Annotated in this window: 18 protein-coding genes; 11 read left to right on the top strand and 7 right to left on the bottom strand. The window is 53.8% G+C overall.

What is annotated here, in order from left to right:
- The 3 genes from VLM75_14365 to VLM75_14375 form a co-directional block, all read left to right on the top strand.
- Positions 1-391, top strand: a 391-nt coding sequence (locus VLM75_14365; protein HSV98102.1) for a Fe-Mn family superoxide dismutase, incomplete at its 5' end; no start/stop codon positions are given.
- Between the two features lie 216 nt (positions 392-607).
- A complete protein-coding gene (locus VLM75_14370; protein HSV98103.1) occupies positions 608-1,171 on the top strand; it encodes an XRE family transcriptional regulator in 564 nt (187 codons plus the stop codon).
- A gap of 8 nt (positions 1,172-1,179) precedes the next feature.
- A complete protein-coding gene (locus VLM75_14375; protein ID HSV98104.1) occupies positions 1,180-2,316 on the top strand; it encodes an acyl-CoA dehydrogenase family protein in 1,137 nt (378 codons plus the stop codon).
- Between the two features lies 1 nt (position 2,317).
- On the opposite strand, the gene VLM75_14380 is transcribed toward VLM75_14375, so the two are convergent.
- Positions 2,318-3,490, bottom strand: a complete 1,173-nt coding sequence (locus tag VLM75_14380) for an acetyl-CoA C-acetyltransferase (GenBank protein HSV98105.1) — start codon at positions 3,488-3,490, stop codon at positions 2,318-2,320.
- A gap of 122 nt (positions 3,491-3,612) precedes the next feature.
- Positions 3,613-4,380: an SDR family NAD(P)-dependent oxidoreductase gene (locus VLM75_14385; GenBank protein ID HSV98106.1), complete on the bottom strand. Its 768-nt coding sequence runs from the start codon at positions 4,378-4,380 to the stop codon at positions 3,613-3,615.
- A 469-nt stretch (positions 4,381-4,849) separates the two neighbouring features.
- Between VLM75_14385 and VLM75_14390 the strand changes: the two genes are divergently transcribed.
- Together VLM75_14390 and VLM75_14395 are read left to right on the top strand one after the other, a co-directional pair.
- On the top strand, positions 4,850-5,131 hold the full coding sequence (locus VLM75_14390) for a hypothetical protein (protein HSV98107.1): 282 nt from the start codon (positions 4,850-4,852) through the stop codon (positions 5,129-5,131).
- Positions 5,132-5,412: 281 nt separating this feature from the next.
- Positions 5,413-6,768 carry a metallophosphoesterase gene (locus VLM75_14395; protein HSV98108.1) on the top strand — a complete coding sequence of 452 codons (1,356 nt, stop codon included), beginning with the start codon at positions 5,413-5,415 and terminating at the stop codon, positions 6,766-6,768.
- 100 nt (positions 6,769-6,868) lie between these two features.
- On the opposite strand, the gene VLM75_14400 is transcribed toward VLM75_14395, so the two are convergent.
- The 3 genes from VLM75_14400 to VLM75_14410 all read right to left on the bottom strand — a co-directional run bounded on the left by VLM75_14400 (position 6,869) and on the right by VLM75_14410 (position 10,355).
- On the bottom strand, positions 6,869-7,918 hold the full coding sequence (locus tag VLM75_14400) for a vWA domain-containing protein (GenBank protein ID HSV98109.1): 1,050 nt from the start codon (positions 7,916-7,918) through the stop codon (positions 6,869-6,871).
- Between the two features lie 3 nt (positions 7,919-7,921).
- A complete protein-coding gene (locus VLM75_14405; protein ID HSV98110.1) occupies positions 7,922-8,713 on the bottom strand; it encodes a MotA/TolQ/ExbB proton channel family protein in 792 nt (263 codons plus the stop codon).
- A 139-nt stretch (positions 8,714-8,852) separates the two neighbouring features.
- Entirely contained in the window at positions 8,853-10,355 is a 1,503-nt protein-coding gene (locus tag VLM75_14410; protein HSV98111.1) for a hypothetical protein, read from the bottom strand.
- A gap of 551 nt (positions 10,356-10,906) precedes the next feature.
- Between VLM75_14410 and VLM75_14415 the strand changes: the two genes are divergently transcribed.
- From VLM75_14415 to VLM75_14425, 3 genes are all read left to right on the top strand, one after another.
- Positions 10,907-12,226 (top strand): paraquat-inducible protein A, encoded by a 1,320-nt coding sequence (locus VLM75_14415; GenBank protein ID HSV98112.1) that lies wholly within the window; start codon positions 10,907-10,909, stop codon positions 12,224-12,226.
- Positions 12,227-12,367: 141 nt separating this feature from the next.
- A complete protein-coding gene (locus VLM75_14420) occupies positions 12,368-12,895 on the top strand; it encodes a hypothetical protein (GenBank protein ID HSV98113.1) in 528 nt (175 codons plus the stop codon).
- Between the two features lie 1,157 nt (positions 12,896-14,052).
- Positions 14,053-15,489, top strand: coding sequence for a histidine kinase dimerization/phosphoacceptor domain -containing protein (locus VLM75_14425; GenBank protein HSV98114.1), 1,437 nt, complete (start codon positions 14,053-14,055; stop codon positions 15,487-15,489).
- A gap of 95 nt (positions 15,490-15,584) precedes the next feature.
- Here the strand turns inward: VLM75_14425 and VLM75_14430 are convergent, their stop codons facing one another.
- Positions 15,585-15,788, bottom strand: a complete 204-nt coding sequence (locus VLM75_14430; protein HSV98115.1) for a hypothetical protein — start codon at positions 15,786-15,788, stop codon at positions 15,585-15,587.
- A 600-nt stretch (positions 15,789-16,388) separates the two neighbouring features.
- Here VLM75_14430 and VLM75_14435 point away from each other — a divergent pair.
- Positions 16,389-17,195 (top strand): phospholipase A, encoded by an 807-nt coding sequence (locus VLM75_14435; protein HSV98116.1) that lies wholly within the window; start codon positions 16,389-16,391, stop codon positions 17,193-17,195.
- A 148-nt stretch (positions 17,196-17,343) separates the two neighbouring features.
- Here the strand turns inward: VLM75_14435 and VLM75_14440 are convergent, their stop codons facing one another.
- A complete protein-coding gene (locus tag VLM75_14440; protein ID HSV98117.1) occupies positions 17,344-17,574 on the bottom strand; it encodes an Rv0909 family putative TA system antitoxin in 231 nt (76 codons plus the stop codon).
- 421 nt (positions 17,575-17,995) lie between these two features.
- Here VLM75_14440 and VLM75_14445 point away from each other — a divergent pair, with 421 nt between their 5' ends.
- Together VLM75_14445 and VLM75_14450 are read left to right on the top strand one after the other, a co-directional pair.
- Positions 17,996-18,730 carry an ABC transporter ATP-binding protein gene (locus VLM75_14445; protein HSV98118.1) on the top strand — a complete coding sequence of 245 codons (735 nt, stop codon included), beginning with the start codon at positions 17,996-17,998 and terminating at the stop codon, positions 18,728-18,730.
- The gene (locus tag VLM75_14450; protein ID HSV98119.1) at positions 18,708-19,829 is read left to right on the top strand and encodes an ABC transporter permease subunit; all 1,122 of its coding nucleotides are present in this window, start codon (positions 18,708-18,710) and stop codon (positions 19,827-19,829) included. The genes VLM75_14445 and VLM75_14450 overlap by 23 nt, the downstream gene beginning before the upstream one ends.
- Positions 19,830-20,192: the final 363 nt, after the last annotated feature.

Raw genomic sequence — 20,192 nt, forward strand, 5'->3', positions numbered from 1 at the left:
CAGGGGAGGCGCAAGACCCGCTCCCCAGGGAGACCTGGCCGCCGCGTTAGTAGCCCGCTTCGGCTCGCTGGACGCCTTTCGGACCGAGTTCGCCGCTGCGGCCACAAAGCGTTTCGGCTCGGGCTGGGCATGGCTCTCGCTGAACGCCCTTGGCGAGCTCGTCATCCATTCCACCCCCAACCAGGACAGCCCGATAATGGAAGGGCTCGTGCCGATACTGGGCCTGGATGTGTGGGAGCATGCCTATTACCTGAAATACCAGAACCGTCGTCCCGACTACATCGAGGCATTCTGGAAGGTGCTGGACTGGGCGCAGGCCGGGGAAAACTACCGGCTGGCCCTGGAAGGGATGGACCGTTGCATTCCCGTGGCGGTAAGAAAGGTCTCCTGAGTCAGTTGCAGGGATAAGGAGTATCATACGCATGTATTGCCCTATCCGCTCCGCGCCTCAAATGCGCGGGGTGGCGGCGTGCTGACAGGTTTCCGTTGTTTTCCGCCGCACGAACATGTTTTTTGACTTGTTAAATTACCACTTTTATTCCGGAATTGTCCACAGAAGGCGCTCCGGTAACGGTCGCGCCGGTCCTTTTAGCGTTCGGAGGTCTGCATGCGAAAAACACCCACTGCAAAGGGCGGCTCGCTGGGGCGCGCGGTGCGTTCGAGGCGGGAGAAACTAAAATTAGGCGTCGAGGAGCTCGCCGCCAGGACCGGGCTCACAGAAGCGCATATATCGGACATCGAGGAAGGCCGGGGCTTCGCACCGGTCGGCGACATCCTTAAAATCGCGCGGGTGCTCACCATCGATCCGGGCGAACTGTTAAAAAAGAAACCGGCCGACGCCAGGGAGCAAGTGAAGACGAGGATTCGCGACTTCAAGAGCCGCGAGCAGGCCTACGAATACGAGGTGCTCACCCCCGACGCCCTGAAAGGACACCTGCGCTCCTTCAGGGTGACGATCCCGCCGCGCTCGGACCTTCCGGGCCAGCGCTACCAGCACGAGGGCGAAGAGTTCGTGTATGTGCTCAAGGGCGAGGTGGTCATACGGGTGGGCCAGAAAGACCATCATCTTAAAAAGGACGACACGCTCCACTTCGACTCGAATATCCGGCATTCGCTGCGCAACCCGGGCGGAGCGAAGACCGTACTCATCGTCACCCTCTTCACCCCATAGGAAACCCAATGAACCTTCCACTCACCGACGAACAGATGATGATACGCGACATGGTACGGGAATTCGCCAACGGCGAGATCGAGCCATATGCGCAGGAGTACAATACGCGCGGCGAATACCCGGTCGAAATTCTAAAGAAACTCGGCTCGCTGGGACTTTTCGGCATGATGGTGCCCGAGACCTACGGCGGCGCGGCGGCCGGGGCCGTGAGCTACAGCCTGGCCCTGCAGGAGATTGCGTGGGCCTGCGCCTCCGTGGCGGTGACGCTCTCGGTTACAAACCTCTGCACCGAACCGATACTCCACTACGGCTCGGAGGAGCAGAAGCGCGAGTTCCTGGTGCCGCTGGCCTCGGGCGAACACGTGGGCGCCTTCGCCCTCACCGAGCCCGAAGCCGGGTCGGACCCCTCATCGCTCAAGACCTCCGCCGTAAAAAAGGGGAACGGTTACATTCTCAACGGCACCAAGCAGTTTATAACGAACGGATCGTATGCGGGCGTATTCATTCTCATCGCGCGCACCTCCGCGGACAAGAACGGCTGTACGGCTTTTCTGATTCCGGCGGGGACAAAGGGTTTTCGACCCGGGAAAGAAGAGAAAAAGATGGGCCTGCTCGCCTCGAACACCGTGGAGATGGTACTGGAGGACTGCGAGGTCCCCGCGCGCAATGTACTGGGCAAGCCCGGCCTCGGGCTCAAGGTCGCGCTGGGCGCGCTCGACAGCGGAAGGATCGGCATCGCCTCGCAGGCGACGGGCATGATAGGGGCGAGCCTCAAAGAGGCGGTCACCTACGCGTCCGAGCGCAGGCAGTTCGGGAAGGCCATCATACGGCACCAGTCCATAGGGAACATGATCGCGGATATCGCGGTCGATCACGAGGCCGCGCAGCTCCTCACCTGGTCGGCGGCGAGCCTGAAAGACCGCAAGGTCCCCTTCTCGCGCGAGGCCTCCATCGCCAAGCTCTTCGCGACCGAAGCGGCCAACCGCTCGGCATACAAGGCGCTGCAGGTGTTCGGCGGGTACGGCTACATCCGCGACAACAAGATAGAGCGTATCTACCGCGACGCGCGCGTGACCACCATCTACGAGGGCACCTCCGAGGTGCAGCGGATGGTGATCGCGCGCGAAACCGAAAAGGGCGCGTGAATTAGCGGCGCACCACCAGCGAAACCGCCTCACCGCCGCCCAGACAGAGCGAGGCGAGGCCTGTGTGCGCGTCGCGCTTCTCGAGCTCGTGGATGAGCGTGACCAGTAACCGACAGCCGCTCGCGCCGATGGGGTGTCCCAGCGCCACGCTTCCGCCGTTCACGTTGACCTTCGCGGCGTCGAGGCCGAGCTCCCTCTCGATCGCCACGCTCGATCCGCTGAACGCCTCGTTAACCTCGAAGAGGTCCACATCTTTGATCGCGATTCCTTCTTTCTTAAGGCATTTGGGGATGGCCCAGATCGGCGCAACCAGCACGTATTTCATGTCGATGCCGTACGAGGCCTGAGCACCCACCACGGCGCGCACCGTAAGCCCGAGCTCCTTCGCCTTTTCGCGCGACATGAGCACGACCGCGGCGGCACCGTCGCTTATGATCGAGGCGTTACCCGCCGTGCCCCTTCCGCCCTCTTTAAAAGCGGGCCTCATCTTCGCCAGGGTCTCGTAATCCGTTTCAACGGGACATTCGTCGGTATCGAAGAGGACCTCGCCCTTCTTCGATTGTATGGGAACCGGCACTATCTCGTCCTTAAAGCGCCCCGACTTTATCGCCGCCACCGCCCGACGATACGACTCGGCCGCGAAGCGGTCCTGGTCCTCGCGACTGACATTGTATTTCTCCGAACAGAGCTCGTTCGAGATACCCATGTGAAAATCGTTCACCACGTCCCACAGCCCGTCGTGCACCATGTGGTCGAGAATTTTACCGTCACCCATCCGGAACCCGAAGCGCGCTTTTTCCATGTAGTACGGGGCCATGCTCATGTTCTCCATGCCGCCGGCCACAACGACCTCGGCGTCGCCGGCCTGAATGGCCTGTGCCCCAAGCATCACGGCCTTGAGGCCCGAGCCGCAGACCTTGTTGACCGTGATCGCTTCGGCCTCCCAGGGCATGCCGGCCTGCACCGCGGCCTGTTTGGCCGGGTTCTGGCCGTAGCCGCAGGGAAGCACCATCCCCATTATGACTTCGTTAACGTGCTTTTTCTCGAAGCCCGCGCGACGCACCGCCTCCTCGATGGCGATGGCACCGAGTTTTGTCGCCCCGATACCGGCAAACGAACCGTTAAAGCCACCAAGCGCTGTGCGGCATGCGCTTACTATGACCACTTCTTTCATGGAATGCTCTCCTTTTTGTTTCGGTGTGCAATGTCGGAAAACCCGCCGCCGCCTGCGCGATGCCCGACGAAGCGCGGAATTCCCGGTTACACACCGTTTACTGACCGCTCCCGCTAATACCTTTACTTCGGCGCCATTCGAATTGCGCCGTCGAGCCTGATCGTTTCTCCATTGAGCATGCTGTTTTCGATTACATGGATGACCATCGCGGCGAACTCGTCGGGGCGTCCCATGCGGCGCGGAAACGGGACGCTCGCGCCGAGCGACGCGCGCACCTCTTCGGGAAACGAGGCCATCATGGGCGTGTCGAAGATGCCCGGGGCGATGGTGACGGCACGTATGCCCGAGTCGGCGAGGTCCCGCGCCACCGGAAGCGTGAGGCCCACGACGCCCGCCTTCGAGGCCGCGTAGGCCGCCTGGCCGATCTGCCCGTCGAAGGCGGCGACCGACGCGGTGTTGATGATAACGCCGCGCTCGCCGCCGGCGTCGGCTTCGTTCGCGAGCATCTTCGCCGCGGCGAGCCGTATAACGTTGAAGGTGCCGACAAGGTTCACCCGGATGATCCGCTCGAAAATGGCCAGATCCATGGGGCCTTTTTTGCCCGCGGTGCGGGCGGGCGATGATATCCCCGCCGAGTTCACCGCTACATTTACCTTCCCGAATTTCGCGATCGCCTGGTCGATGGCCTTCATTACGTCCGCTTCGCTCGCCACGTCGGCGCGGCAATACACGGCACTTGCTCCAAGTTCGGCCTCCAGGCTGGCGCCCGTCTCGTCGGCGATGTCCAGAATCGCCGCCCTGCCTCCCCTGCCGGTTATTTCCCGTACAACGGCCTCGCCAAGCCCCGATGCGCCTCCGGTCACGACCGCGACGACTTCATTTATCTTCATTCCACTCTCCTTGTTATATACCGTGAATACGATTCCGCCGTCATGATGCGACAGAGAACCGTACTTCTGTCGGCGAAACCCGAAACGACTTTCATTATGCGACAGGGGCGAAGTATTCCGCTGGAATTCAAAAACATGCACTATTTTTTGTCAACATACTTGTTTGCGGGTTCGTGGAATTAATGCGGCAGGGACAACGGACTGTTTGTTTTTTCATCGCATGGATGGCGTTTAAATACGGTATACCCGTATTCGCGCGCGGCGCAATGAAGCGTTTCGACCCATGCCGACTTGACCGCGCGGACTGTAGGAATAAACGATGATTGGCATCATCCGGACGGGGCTGTACACTTCCGGGGTCAATAAGGGTATGTCGCGCGTTTTTGCCTCGCCGGTTTCCCCCTCGTCGACGATGACGCCCCGAAACTCCGGCAACGCGCGGCGGCTTAACGAATACACGAAGGATTGCATGAAAAAGGCATTGGCAATCGCATCGGCGCTGATTTTCGTTTCGAGCTTCATGTCGACCGGCGCTATGGCGGCATGCTACAGCTTCGGCAGCGAGAGCGAGATAAAGGTGTGCGTGCCCGGCGACCCGTTCTCGGACAGAAAAAAGGCCCGGGATATCTGCAGGAAGGCCAAAGGTTCGGATTGCGGGAATGTCTCCAGCTACTCGAGCTCCTGCCACAGCAATTCGGGCAAGTGCTACGACCAGAACGGGAAAGCGAGCCGCAGCCTGAGCGGATACTGATTCTTTCGCGGGGTGAAATTATAAATGCCGCCCGCTGCCGCTTTGCAAGCGCGGCGCGGCCTCTTTCATTTCCTCGACCGGGCTCGCAGTATCCTGAAAATTCGGCGGAACGGCTTGACAGGATACCCGGTTAGTTTTCATATAACAATGAACGGAGCGGATACGGCCCTGCCGGGCAGGCGCGTCGCCGGAAGGAAGACATCGAAGGCTCACGCGTATAACGCATCACCGAAATCGGCGAATAATCGACCATCGGATACCACCTGGAACAGGTAGAAGCGATGAAACAACTTACCATTTTATTCGTACTGATCGCCCTGACCACCGCGACTGTCTCGTGCGGCAAAACATCATACTTCCAATACCAGAAATATCCGGAGGTCCGCTCGCTCCTCGACATCACACCCGACTATCCGGCCGTTCGCTTTGTCGTTTTTTCGGACACCCACTTTCACGACGCCTCACTGGGAAGCTCGGGAGCGGCCTACACGAAATATCTCAAGGACGATTCCAAGCTTCTGCACCTGAGCGGCAATATCCTGGACGCGGGCATTGCCAGGATCGCGGCCGAAAGGCCGGATTTCGTCCTCGTGCCCGGAGACCTCACCAAGGACGGGGAGAGGATAAACCACGAACGGTTCAGGGACAGGATCAAATCCCTGGCGAAGCGTTTCCCGAAGATTTACGTTGTCCCGGGGAATCACGACATCAACAACGGCATGGCGTGCCGGTACAACGGCGACGCGATCGAGCCGGTGGAGACTGTTACGTCGGCCGAGTTCTCGAAGATTTACGCGGACTATGGGTACGACGGTGCGTCGGCAAAGGATGAATCGTCGCTGAGCTATGTCGTCGAACCGGCCGCCGGACTCTGGGTCCTTGCACTGGACTCGTGCATATACCGCGACAACAAACCGGGAAAACACCCGGAAACCGATGGCGAATTCTCCGAGGCAACTCTTAAATGGATCGAGGCGACGCTCATCCGGTCCAAGAAGGAAAAAAAGGCCGTTATCGCATTTTCGCACCATGGAATAATGGAACACTACCCCTATAACGAAAGGTACTACGGCAGGTTCGTCATCAACCAGTACGAGCGGGTGTCGGAGCTCTTCGCCGCATACGGAGTCAAACTGGTATTTACCGGCCACTACCACGCCCAGGACATCACCGTGAAGAAACTCGATACGCCGGGCCGGTTTGTCTTCGATATTGAAACCGGCTCGTTTGTGACTCACCCCACCCCCTACCGGGTGATCACGATCGACCATGGCCAGAAAGTCCGCATCGAGAGCCGCTTCATCACCTCCATCGCCTCGAAGAGGGAAGGCTTCGAAAGGTACGCGTACGATTATATATACAACGGCACACTGGGAATGGTCGAAAAAGCCCTCCGTAAATACAGGGTATCCGCAAAGGATATCGAGGCGGTCGCCCCCGATATAACGCGGGCATATGTGGCGCACCTTCGCGGAGACGAGAAGAAGCCGGAAAAACCGATCAGCGCCAGCAGTCCGGGACTCATGGGCAGGGTGGCGATGAAGTTCCAGGGAAAGCTGATCGAAGGCTGGAACACGGACCTGCCCCCGGCCGATAATGAATTGGAGATCGATCTGAAGACCGGGGAGTGGCGGTAGTATCGGTGCGAGGTAAAAATCAACCCACTTTCTGCCTCAGATACAGCCGCTGCCCGGAACGGCATGATGAATCCGCAACGTGGAGTGCCAACCCCGCCGGCTAAAATCCGATATAGAACCCGTTGTTCTGCGCGGCCAGCTCCCTGAGGAACGCAACGGCCTCGGAGTCTTCCTGGTTACGAAATTCGGTGCCGACGCCCACGGTGAAAATCTTTTTACCCTTCCTGTTCATCTTCTTTATCGAGGCCAGGAGTTTCGCCCTGGTCGTGATCTTTTTCCGTATGGAATCGGGCTGGCCGTCGCTGAAGAGGATTATTCCCTCGGCGTCGGCATAGGCTCCGGCGGACAGGACGAATTCCAGTACCGCCTCGGTCGGGGTGTCGTGATAGGGATCCAGGCAGGCGATCTTCTTGTAAAAGCCGATTTTCTCTTTTTCAGAGACTACATTGACGAGCTTTCCCTCGAAGTACCCGTACTTATAACACGTCAGGCGCGGATTGTCGTACGCCTCGTCCCTGGATTCGTAGGAAACGCATTCCGGTCCGGGTTTCGGCTGTATCCGGAAGTTCGGATATACGATCCTGTTGATGTTTTCGTAAAATGCCGGGAAATAGACTATGTCCATCCAGTAGCTTTCGTTCATGGCGGCGATGAGCATCTTCACCGCTGCCTTCACCTGCGAGAGCCGGTCCTCTTTGTATTTGTTGTTCTGAGGCGCCATGCTTCCCGAAAGGTCCAGACACATCACTATTTTATACGGTATCTTGTAGGTGATGAGCGCTTCGGCCTCGCGGGGGGAGCCGAACATCTCCTTTTTTATCTCGGCGATCTTCTGCAGGGTGACGGTAAACTTGTCGGCCGTCGAATTGATGATCCGGGTGATGGCGGAGACCCTGTCGATGGCCTCCGGGTGTTTCCCCTGATATTTCTGAAGCTCTTTCCTCGCCGCTTCAAGTTCGGCGGTGGTCTTCGAGAGCTCGGTGGAGGCGGTGACAAGCTCGGACTTTAGGTCCTGGCACGTCATGGATTCGATCCCGATCTTCTGGGTCAGAAGGATGATCATGAGCACCATGATGGCGCCAAACGCCCCGGTTATTACATCCAGCATCGACAGATTGAAGATATTTATTTCCCGGCCGGGCCGTTTCATGGGCTATTTCTTCCCATCGCTCACATGGAGCCTGTTGATGAGGTTTGTGAGCACGTATTTCCCCGCGCGGTTTAACACCTCCTCCTCGCCCTTCTGGACGATGTTCATGAGGAACACCAGGATGGCTGAGAGGACCAGCGCGACGATGGTGGTGCCGAAGGCGAAGCTGAGATCGGCGGTCACGGCCTGGAACTGCAGCACCTTGTCGCCCTGGGCGCCCATCAATTTATTTATATCCATCTTGTTGAGCGCATCGGCGATCCCGACCACGGTCCCTATGAACCCAAAGGTGGGTATCGCCCATACCAGGTAGCGGCTCAGCGAGTACCTGAGATCAAGCCGGTGAATGCTCAGGTCGAAGGTGCTGTTGAGCACCGAGATGGTGTCGCTTACCGAGTGCGACTTGGAATACTGCAGTATGCAGGTGTTGATGAGGTCGGGCAGAAACGCCTCGGCCCGGACGGCGGCGTTGGCCACGTTTATCCGTATGGTTTCAATTGCCTCATCCCTCGTAAGCAGTTCCCCTTCCTCCTCGGGAAGGAATCCCGACTTCTGCAGAAAGACGCTCTCCTCGACGCTGCAGAGCCATCGCACCCAGAGCTGCCCGAGGCCTATGAAAAAGAGCAAATGCATCAGGTTTTGCAGGCTGAAGGGATACACCCGCGAGGAGGTCTGTCCGAGGATCAGATCGCCCGCATGGCTGCCTCCGATAAAGATGGTCATGAGCGCTACGAATACGCTTGCGGCGGCCACTGAAAATCCCAGAGCCGCCCAGTTTCTTCTGGAATAGTCCATACATACACTCCCTTAAAGAATTAGCCTTGCCGCAAATCCTGCGCATACCGGGTTTACTCCCGCCGGCGGTGGGGTAAACCCGATACATTTCTCTGTTATGCAACAACTCTATTGAACGAGGACGGCCAAGACGGGTCCTTTATCTCCTGGGGAGGCATTCCCCGGCGTCGTCCCGGTAATAGCCTTCTTTACACACACAGGCGCCCTTCCGCTCGGCCCATGCTTCATTCGCCTTTACGCATTTTTTGACACACACGTATGTGGCGCTTCCCTTGCCCCGGGGGACCATTCGCTCGTCGTCCGCGCACCTGTCGACACAGGCTCCGCGGTATGAGATTATTTTACAGGGCTCGCAGCGATCAGTGCGGGGGTTCAACCGGTGGCCCTTCACGCATTCACAGGCGCTTCGGTCCGAGTTCCACTGCTCATGCTCCCTGCAGTCGCAGTATCCGTCTTCGTTTATTATGCCCCTGCGGGCCTCGCACTTTGTCCTCAGGCTTTCCCGCTTTTCCGCCTGCCTCTGGGACTGCGTTTTCCAGGCGGCGCGTTCCTTTTTCATCTTTTCCATCTCGCGGTCGAGCTCTCTCTGCTTCTCGGCCAGCCTCTTCTCTTCCTCGGTCTTTTCCTTTCCTTCAATCTCAGTCGTTAATATCACTTTTGCGCTGTCAAGCTCGGCCTGCCTGATCCTGATATCCGTTTCACGGTCGTCATGTTCCTTTTTGGCACGGTTCAGCTCCATGCGGGTTTCGTCGAGCTGCGTTTTAGCGGTATCAAGCTCCTTCTTCATGCTCTGCATCTGCTCGGTGGCCTGGCCCAGCCTGCCCCGCGTGCTTTCCAGTTCACCGATGGTGGTATCCAGTTTCTTTCTGGCCGCCGCCAGTTCCCTGCCCGTGTTCGAGAGATCCTCTTTGGCCCCCATGAGGCTTCCGATCGTTTTGTCCAGCTGGCCCCTGGTGGCACCAAGCTCACCCCTGGTTTTGTTGAGTTCTTCGATTGCCTTGTCGAGCTCGTTACCCGTAGTATCGAGCTTTTCCTTTACCCGGTCGTAATTGTCCTTAAGGGAGATCATCCGCCATTTCATTTCGGCTTCACGCTCGCGTATGCGCGAGGAAAGGCCGAAGTTGAACCGGGCGGCTATTCCATAGTTCAGCGCAATCTTATGGCCTGGGGAAATCTCCAATGCAGGCGCCACGAATGCCGACAGGGTTATGGGGTAGCGCAGAAACGGCATGGATAATCCAACGGGAATCCGCAGGTTTCTGTAGGTCTCGTTATTCCGGTATCCACCCAGCGAACCGAAGCCCGTGAATACCCGGATGCGCGTGCCCGCCAGACGATAGAGATCGTGGAACTCGTAGAGAAGGTCGAATGAATAATACAGGTCCCCATTGAGGGCGGCCCCCACCGAGATGTCCAGGCCGAAAGCGTCGGTTATCCAGTAGCGCATATCCAGCCCCGAGGGCGTGCCGACAACTCCGCCGATTTCGAAGTTCCTCTTCTGCGTAAATGGATACGACTCCGGGTAGGGGTCGCGGGCGTTTTCCGTCATTTCCACGGCATTCAGATGTGCGTTTCCCGGCCCCAGTATTATTAAGGCACATAGCACCAGGCTGACTGTGATTGGATTTACCGGTGGTTTCATGGGCGATCTATCCTGCTAGTATACTGAGGATGATCATAAAAGCCTAATACTTTATTTACCAGAGGCTGATTCCGCCCGTTTGCGCTTGATACATCTTTCCGACATGCCATGATCTCAACCTGCGCCGCGAGAAGACTGCCAACTGCCCAAAAGGGTGCCCGTTCAATGCGACACATCTTCACTCATCACAATACACACAGTTTCCACAATTTACTCCACCCCACGGGACCGGGGAATGCCGGAGTAATATATTTGACTATTAAAGCGAATAATGTTATTATACAATTGTATTTAACATATTGTACACACCGGATCCGTAATGACGGTGATTGGATGTACCGGCGGACTCACGGGCAATCAATCCTGACAGTATACTCGCAAGACTCGGGGATACCCCGCAACGGGAGGATAGACGCTCTTCCCGGTTACGCAACGGCTCTAATCCTGAATACGTCAGACATCAATGTCACAGCAGAGGCTCCTTTCCATCGCCGTGGCGCACAGCGAGACCAGTAATCCTTAACATATCATGACGGGGAAAGGCGATCTCGATGAAACATTTCAATCTAATCATATCGGCGACAATCGTCGGCATATCGGCAATTCTATGCTTTCAATTTATTTTACATTCGATTTCCAACCAGAACTACAAAAACGATCATGCCGAGCTCAACCATGTCAAATTCGGGCTTTTCAACGCCGGCGAATGGAAGAAACAGATCAATGAAATCATCGCCGAGGAGATAAACAGGTTTTATCTGTCGAGGACAAACGAACGGGAGCTCAAAAAGAAAATCGAAATTCTGCTGAATACACTGATTGACGAAGTCGACAGTAAAATCAGGAAAGCAAACGCCGGCTCCGCGGAGGGCTGGATCAGACAATCATTCATAAACACTTTCATCAGCCTGGATGACATTAAAAAAGGCATTCCCCAGTATGCTGATGCGATCATCCACGAGATGACGAGAACGAAAACTCGAGCCCATTTAAAAGCTCTGTTGAACAAGCAGCTCGAGAAATATTTCAGGCAGACCTTTGATGTACAGGACAACTCGCAACTGGACCGCATCCTGCTCGAGACCAACTCCACCGATATCCAGAGTGCAAGGGTCAGGCTCAAGGAGGTGATTTCAGACACGCAAAGCCGGATCGTCATAGAGTCAACGCTGTTGATTATTCTGCCCGTTATACTTTTTGCTCTATCCGGTTTAAGCAAACGTCCCCTGCTCCCGTCCCGGTATATTTTCCTCGTTCTATCACTCATACTGTTGCTGACTGCCGGCGTAACCACTCCCATGATCGATATGGAAGCGAAAATCTCGCAAATCAGTTTTGTATTGATGGGGCACCCCATCCAGTTCACTGATCAGGTATTGTATTTCCAGAGCAAGAGTATTCTGGATGTATTCTGGATTATGATTACACACGCTGATTTTCAGATGAAATTTGTCGGGATTCTGATGGTTATATTCAGTGTCGTATTTCCACTGTTGAAAATCATCTCCACGTTTGTGTATTATTTCAATTATCACCAGGGGAGAGAAAATCCTATAGTCAGGTTTTTTATTTTAAAATCCGGGAAATGGTCCATGGCCGACGTTATGGTGATTGCAATTTTCATGGCGTATATCGGTTTCAACGGAATTATCACCAGCCAGTTCGGCCAATTAAGCTCGAAAAGCCAGGACCTGGTGATTCTGACCACAAATGGGACCTCCCTCCAGCCGGGTTATTACCTTTTCCTGACATATACCATCCTGGCCTTGTTCTTGTCAGGATTTCTGACCAGAGAAGCACTGGCGGATATTGAGTGGCCGAGGCGCCCATCCGCATATTCCATATCCCTTTTCGACAAAGCGTCGAATTAGAGAGGAGTGTGCCATGAAATACAATGTCATCACCCCAACCATCCCGTATCATTCCAGTGGTTCCATCTCGCGCAAGATCACTGGCGGAGCAATCGTCGCAGCACGAACGCCATATCTCAACTCAATACAGAGGCAAATATCATGGGCAGGCTGCTAGTCCTGTCATTTCTAATTATTCTGGCTTCTGCATCCATGGCCGGTTATTATTTTGTCACAGAGATGATTATCTCGGGAGGAAAACAAATAGCCGATGGTCAAAAACGCCTGGAAGAAGGACAGCCGGCACTCGAGGAAGGGAAAGCCAGGATAGCAGCCGGCAGGCGGGAACTATCAAAGGGCCAAGAAGAGTACGACCGGGCCAGAGAGAATCCCTTTCTGGTGCTGGTGGACAGACTGCTTAAGGGCGGGAAGGGCTTCGAGGATGCCCGCAGGCGGATAGCCGAAGGATTGGAGCGGATAGCCAGAGGAGAGGACGAGATCGATTCCGGGACAAGGCTGCTTGGCGCAGGAGAGATTGAACTTCAACTGGGGATGGCGCAGTTAAAGCGGGCCAAGGATGTACGTGTCGCCTTCGTACTCGCGGCATCATTATTCACGTTTCTATCGATCTTTTTGGGCTTCCGCTGGAGACGATCATTCCCCCGGATCTTTAAACGCAGGCGATCATGACAATCCATCCAGCCCATGTGCCCCGACGAACCGGTCCCGTCTTTTTACGGCCTTATACTGTATTTCGCATGCAGCTTTTCAGATACATGGAAACGCCCTGTCTTCTCTGTAAGTTTGTTTCTGCTCATGTCGCTTTTTTCCATGCGTGTTTAAAAATATGTGCAAGCAACTATCCTTGAAAAAGAGACTGCCTATTTTAGTAGTTGAAATCATCTCAAATACATGTATATTTAATCTGTGCCTCAGACAGGGGATCACGTTTTCATCCAGGCAGGGATTGGACAAGCCCGATAATCGTCCGTTCGAATGGGAGATGTCACACCCTAAAAACAATTGCAAGGAGGTTAATATGTGGTTTGTTATCACAGCGCTGGTAATTGTACTTCTGGTGATAGTAATAGTCAGACTGATTTGAAATCTGGTCGCGTGTAATGGATTATGCGCAATCACTGCAAGCATAACCCATCAAAGCTGATTCCAAATTTCATTTGTTCTCAATCGGAATCGGCTTTCCGGGGTGCCGCGTATCGACCCAGCCTCCCATCAGCATTGAGTGGTATTGATCCCCGTATTTGCTCAGACAAAGCATCCGCAAACCTGATTGTTCGAAAATTTTGTTTATCATGGAAGCACATGTCCGCTTTCATACAAAACCTGAGGACGCATATGGGTAGTTTACTGCGGACCACGGGCCTGGTCCTTTTTATGCTGTGGATGCCGGGTATTATCACGTCGTATTCTCTCGGCGGTACATCCACATGTTACTGCTTATCGCAATTATCGTGATCGTTGCCTGGTTCCTTTTCGGTCACCGAAGGTAAAGCAGGAGGGATCGTGTATAACCGGAATGTTTTATGGTCAAATCCGGTGGTCGTGTATCCGGTTGATGGGAGCGGGTCCATTTACCGGAACAGCAAAAATCGTTCCCTCGGATACGCTAGAGGGCTGCTGTTACTTCAAGAAACGCCCAGCCGCGGGGTGGGAACCGTTGACCGATACGGCCGGCGGAGACCGCTGAAGAATAATTGCATACATTGTCCGACTTCGGAATCGCTGCGATCGTCCGTGTCACGCGAAGCTGAGACCCCCTGGAAAGATAATTCGCCTGCATCGATGATCCATTACCTTTCCGAAGACCTCTTGCCACAGGAGTAAACATGGAAGAAGAACGCGGAAACTACATCCGGTACAAACTATTACTGGAAAAAGCAAACGATCTTATAATAGTCATTCAGGACAATAAAATAGAATTCGTAAACCACGGACCTCTCGCCGATCTGGGATATTCGGCAGATGACGTGAGCTATAAAAGCATCTTTAATTATATCCATGTTGATGACAGGGGAAAAGTCTTGGAATTTCAGCGGAACAAAGCCAGAAACGAGGGATTGCCGGACGATCTGGTTTTCCGGATAGTAGGAAAAAACGGACGTCTAGTTTTCGTAAAAATATTATCGATCACGAGCGAGTGGAAAGGCAGGCCGGCGAGACTGGTCTGCGCCAAGAATATAACTGACCGGAAGTTGAATGAGTTAACGGTACAGCAATCCGAACATTTGTTGTTCACTATTATAGACAACCTTACAGATCCCACATTTGTTATCGATGTCAATGGCAAGGTTTTTCTGTGGAACAAGTCATTAGAAGCGGTTTCCAATGTTAAATCGCAGGATATTGTCGGGAAGGCAGATTTTAAGAGCGCGGTGCCGTTCTGCGGCTACGAAGGGCCACTTCTGATCGACCTCATGCTCAAACCCGATACGGAAATCCAGAAAGAATATGATTATTTCCAGAGATCCGAGAATACTCTCGTTGCGGGGCGGTTTCTTGAATCAACCGGGGGAAGATGCGTCCGAATCTGGGCGACGTCCTCAATATTATATGACATACAGGGGGATGTCATCGGCGCCATCGAATCATTCAGAGATATGACGGATTTAATAAAGACCGAGGAAACCATCAAGGCTTCAATTAAAGAAAAAGAGATTCTCCTGAAGGAAATCCATCACCGTGTGAAAAACAACATGCAGCTTATCAACAGCATGTTAAGAATTCAATTGCAGTATGTCAGGGACCCCGAATCGGCCGATCTGTTTAAAGACAGCATCAACCGTATTGCGACCATGGCTCTTATCCACAACGACCTGTACACGTACAAGGAGCATTCTGATATCAACTTCTCTGAATTTATCCCAAAACTGATCGACAATCTGCGAGCCACATACGGGCGGCAGGAGATAACAGTATTACTCGAGTCGGAGGAGATTCATCTCGGCATCGATGACGCGATCCCCTGTGGTCTTATTCTCAATGAACTGATTTCAAACTGCCTCAAACATGCGTTCCCGAAAGGGACCAGTGGCACCGTTCTGGTAAAAATATTTTTAGATGCAGGCACCCGGCTCTGTAATTTAGTCGTTCGTGATGACGGGAAAGGCCTTCCTTCCGATTTCGACCTTGCAAAAAACACGACATCGTTCGGTCTGTTAATGGTAAACCTGCTGACTTCTCAACTACGGGGAGCTGTGCGAATAAATTATTCGAATGGAACTGAATTTACAATATCATTCCCTATCAAGATTTGCGAGGAATAGCATTTTAAAAGCAACAGGCCTTAATGAATGCCGGGAACACGGGATTATTCACCCGTTATCATCGGCAGCTGAAAAGCGGGAAATGGCGGCCGGTGTCAATTGCCGCGGAATCTTGCCCATACCCGCGGAAAATAAGCCCCGATTATTATAAGGCCGAGCCCCATCAGAGTCCATTTCGTAAAGAGCACGTTTGGCTCGAAGCGGGTTAAACCGACATTCAGGATGCTTATATACCAGCCGATCACCATCAGAGCGACACCTGTCAGGTTTGGAAGAATGAAACTCCCTGTCTTTTCCATTTTCTGGCTCCCTTTATTTTCTCCGACTCAAGGATAGAGCGGATACCGCCCGCTTCCACTCCTCGATTGTACGACGATCAAATGCAAACGGCAAGAAGAATATATGCAGACCACGTACCGTGCATTCAAGGAGGCCGTCATCCCGGAAAAAATATTCAGCATGCCTGAAACGAGTCGATACAAAATTGTCCTGACCTGGCGGCAGGAATTTGGCCTTGACATAATTGAAATCTCATGCAATTCTCAACTGAGGATTTCAGGCAACGACGATGCCGCGGGCAGCTGAATATTCGGTACAGTTGTATTATAGAAACGCCGTACAAAGCCAGGGGCACGGGACCGGCGCCTTCTCAAAGTCCGAACCTTCTCTCTTAAGTTTTACAAATGCGTATCATATTCACGACTCTCCCGTCGGGACCTCCAACAGGAAACATCACCGATGATAGAGGAGCCGGGACCGCGGCGACAACACCAACGGTATTATAGTCCAGACCCCGGCTTATTGTTGAATACAAGAATATGTGAAACAGGCTTGCCGTCAGCCCGCGGAGAGACCCGCCGGATACGCGGCAACTCTGACAGTCCGCCAGGGAGAGCACCATGTATAAAATTATTTTATTGTCTGTGCTGATCATGTTCGCCACGACAAAAATATATTCACAGGAGGAAACAGGGGATACCCCCCCGGCCGACAGCGAACAGAAGGAAGACGTGAAAGTTCCCTACTCTCCCCTGTCGGTATACAAGTGGAATTATCTGATTTTCGGAAACAGTGACGATCAGGTCAAGGCCCAGTTGAGCCTCAAGTACGAATTCATCAGGGAGTCGGGGATATTTCTCGGGTACAGCCAGAGCATGTTCTGGATGCTTTACGAAAAATCCAGCCCTTTCTCTGAAATTAATTTTAATCCTGAAGTATTCTGGAACTACGGCGACAAGATCGATTTTCTGCAGCTCGGATTTTACGAACATAAATCCAACGGCAAGGACGGGCTGTCATCGCGCGCCTGGGACAGAAGCTACGCCCAGTTCCAGACCAGCACCGGCAGGTCTTTCAACGCGGGCATCGATATAAAAGTATTTTATTACCTGAGAAAAGCCGAGGAAAACAGGGACATTGACGACTACACGGGTTATTATGAGGCCAAGATATTTTTCAGATTCATGAAACCCGGTCCGGACAGCATAACGTTTAACGAGGAACTATACTTTCGAGGGGGCACGGGGAAAGGCAACTACGGGTTTGACTGTAAGAAAGGATGGATAGAAGCGGGAGTAAAGCTCAGGGTTCCAATACAGTCGATCCAGCCCCATTTCTTTATACAGGGTTTTTATGGCTACGGGGAGTCAATGGTTGTATACAATAAGAAAGATTTTGCCGTAAGAGCCGGATTTGTGATCAAATAAAGGTTTCTTATTCTGACATCAGACACCGGGGAGAAATCGCCTGTGCCATTTTCCATTCCCGTTGGATTCTTGGAATCACGCCCGTACGACAGCCACCGGTGCCGAATCAATCTGAAAGATTCGGTACCGGCGACTTTGCCCGGTACAATCATTTCTCCGGTGCTTTAACCGAATCCTTTAATTTCTGACCCGCTTTTTCAATCTTATCCCCGGCTTCCCCGACTTTCGTATTGATCTTCTGTCCGGCCTTTTCGACGATCTGATCGATTTTATCGCCGGTGTCTCCGGCCGGCGTTCCCTGGTCCTTGCAGCCGGGAATTCCGACCATTAAAAAACTCACCACCAGCGCCGCAACAAGACATTTGCCGATTTTTACCATTTTGCATCTCCTTTTAGATTATTTAATAGACCAGCCGCGATTCCCGCCCCACCGGCTTCGATCCCCGGTAGGGCAGCCGTTTAAATACCGGCCCCGTCTCCGCCATAAAGCGAATCCATACCCGCGACACCGACGACAAACCCGGACGGTGGAAGGCCGCCCGGAATCGCCATCACCATCCTGCCTTGTCTTTAACTTGAACATTTGCGGCGTCGCAGGGCCTCTCATTGAGGCGACAGGGGCCGCAGCGTACACGACGGCCTGCCGGATTAATATACGCTGTTTGTCGGCTCGAGTCAAGAGGATTGTTCGAAATGATGCCGCCATGTATAGTGCTTTCGAGTGATGCTCCATGGTTTTCGCAAGGTCGATCAATCAAATATGTATTGATTATTTACATACTTTTAGGGCGTATATCCCCATGCTTATGGTATCCGGAATCTGCAAAAGTTTCCCTAAAAAAAAAGGCACGGTCCTGTCTGATATATCTTTTTCCATCAACAGAGGGGAAGCCGTCGCTCTGGTCGGCGAAAACGGCGCCGGCAAGACCACCCTGATCAGGATTTTTTCGCTGATTTTACGGCCCGACAAAGGATTCTTTTCGCTCAACAATAGGAATTTCAACGAATCCCCCGGATATATCAGGAGTAAAACGGGCACGCTGTTTTCCGGAGACGGGTCACTGTATGACCGCCTGAGCGCAAGGGAAAACATTTTGTATTACGCCCGTTTAAACGGCATATCGAAACGCGATTTCGACGCAAGGCTCGCAACGCTCACCGACGAGCTCTCCATCGCGTCATTCCTGGACGACAGGGTGTCGACGTTTTCCAGGGGGATGAAACAGCGCACCGCGATCGCGCGCGTTCTTGTTACCAACCCCGATTTCGTTATACTCGACGAACCGTCGACGGGCCTGGACGTTATCGCCGGCGATTCCGTCAAAACCATCATCAGACGCCTCAGGAACAACGGCAAAACTGTGCTGTTCTCGAGCCACAGTGTCGATGAAATTTTCAGCTGCGCCGACAGGATTTTGATCATACACAAAGGCGGAATCAACTGCGACAGGACCGTCGGGTCGTTTCAATCCGAACACGGGAAAGACCTCGGCTTCTACATCAGGGACAAAAATGAAGCTCATAATAGTCTTTAAAAAGGAACTGCTCGACCAGATACGCGACAAGCGCACGATTATCGCGGCGATACTCATGCCCGCCCTCATCGTCCCGCTGCTACTTTTCCTCATCCCCCGGGAGGCTTTGACCGCGGATCCGGACGCGCCGGCGAGGATAATCATCGGAGTAAACGAAACCAATATACGGAACATCATCCTTAGCTCGTTCAAAAACACCCAATTCGTGGATTCTGAATCGCCGTCGCAGGCCATTCTGAACGGCGAAGCCGATTGTATGATTGAGGTCGTCCGTAGCGGCGGCGGATACAGCGAACTGACGATTCAGTACGATTCCGCCCGGAGCGGCTCGGCGCTTTCATTTGCCAGGATACACGACCTGCTCGACTCGTATCTCAACCGATCCGCGATCACCCGCACGGCTTTCACAATACGGTCCGCCACGGTCCGCAGCGATAATGAAACCAGGACGCTCCTCACCCTGTCCCTCATGCTGCCGGTTTTCCTCATGGTATTCGCCGCGTCCTCGACCATCTCGGGCGTTATCGACATGACTTCGGGCGAAAAGGAACGCTCTACCCTGGAGACCCTGTTAAGCTGTAACGTCTCCCATACGGCGATCATCCTGGGCAAAGCGCTCGCGGCGTCGGCGGTCGGATGCACCTCGGTTATGTCTCTGCTCACCGGCCTGATGATATGCTCGCAGGCGCATCCCGCGATAACCGGCGGCCTGTCCCTGGCCGGGTTTGCCGGCGCGACGAATATCCTTTTACTGTCGGTGCTGGGCGCCCTGGCGGTATTTCTTTTCGCGAGCGCGGGGATGGCCATAGGGCTGTATTCGAAATCCGTCAAGGAAGGGACCATACTGGCCCTGCCTGTGGTCGTCCTCGGCTCGGCCCTGTCGAGCGGCCTTGTCGCAGGCGACCCCTTTACGGTCAAAGCCTATTACTTTTTGATTCCCGTCGTGAATATATCATACGCAATCCGTTCCGTAATTTACGACCGGCTCGACGCACTTTTATTGCTGATTCCGCTTTTTGTCACCCTGACGTACGCGTCTATATTTTTAATTATCAGCAGGCGCCTCATAAAAAATGAATCCGTCATTTTTAGAAGTTGAAATATTTTGCGCCGCTTGTATAATATGCGTGTCTCGTACCTGGGAATACCGTGCGATTTTCCAGGCGCGGCTCGGCTTGCCGGCAATTAACTATCTGACCGCAAGGAGGTTTGTATGGGATTTGTAATAGGCGTCCTGGTAATTGTAATCCTGGTTATAGTGATATTACGATTGACTTAAATTTCTAAGGATTCGATGGATGGGACGCGGCGAAAGCCCGGCCCTTCCGTCGGGACCATGCCTCCTCTCTCGGCAGGCGCCATCGGCGCGCCTGCGCTCGATCCCGTACGACAAACGGTCACCGGAAGACGGTCAAGCGATCAAGGGCACGGATTTCGGCAAACTGGTGGAATTCAAGGATGA

The sequence above is a fragment of the Spirochaetota bacterium genome (genome assembly GCA_035477215.1).
Classification (GTDB): domain Bacteria; phylum Spirochaetota; class UBA4802; order UBA4802; family UBA5368; genus MVZN01.